1 protein-coding gene is annotated in these 759 nt (G+C 76.5%); it reads left to right on the top strand.

Features of this window, described 5'->3' with window-relative positions; translation table 11 throughout:
• Positions 1–89 precede the first annotated feature (89 nt).
• Positions 90–759: ABC transporter permease (locus AB8Z36_RS41390; protein WP_369218483.1), on the top strand; the 670-nt coding region annotated here is incomplete at its 3' end.

Below are 759 nucleotides of genomic sequence, written 5' to 3'. Positions count from 1 at the left end.
ACTGACCTTTCCCGATCTGCCGGGCACCCCCGCCCTGACGGTGGTCGGCGCGGCCCGCTCSSCCRCCCGGACRGYGSTCGRCGCTGTGGGTGACCCCGGCCCAGGTCACCGAACTGGTCACGCCCGAACGCCCCGGCGGCCACCAGATGCTGTACCGCTTCGCCGCCGCCGACACCGCCGCGCGGGTCGCGGCGGGCCGGAAGGCCGTGACAGCCGGGGTGACCGCGATCACCGGCACGCGGTCCTGGCTCACCGTCAAGGCGTCCGCCGAGCGCGACACCGCGCTCTACGTGCCCTTCCTCCTGGCGTTCGGCGTGCTCGGCCTGGTCATGTCGGTGCTCATCGTGGGCAACGTGGTGGCGGGCAGTGTGGGCGCGGGAACGCGCAGGATCGGCGTCCTCAAGGCCGTCGGCCTCACCCCCGCCCAAGTCGTACGGGCCTACGTGGGCCAGGCCCTGATCCCCGCGGCGATCGGCACCGCGCTCGGGCTCGTCGCGGGCCACCTCCTGGCCGTGCCGGTGCTGTCGGACACCGCCGACGTCTACGGCACGACCCCGCTTGCCGTCGTCCCGTGGGTGGACGCTGCCGTGGTCGCCGGTGCGCTCGGCCTGGTCACGCTGACCGCCTGGGCGAGCGCCTGGCGGGCCGGGCGGCTGCGTACCGTCGACGCGCTCGCGGTGGGGCGCGTGGCGCGGGGGGAGCGCGGCCGGTGGGCGGCGCGTCTGTCCGGGCGGTTGCCGCTGCCGCGCCCGTTCGCCC

It is taken from the genome of Streptomyces flavofungini, from assembly GCF_041028215.1.
Classification (GTDB): domain Bacteria; phylum Actinomycetota; class Actinomycetes; order Streptomycetales; family Streptomycetaceae; genus Streptomyces; species Streptomyces flavofungini_B.
The sequence above is the reverse complement of the archived record's forward strand: the minus strand, read 5'-3'. Positions and strand labels throughout refer to the sequence as shown.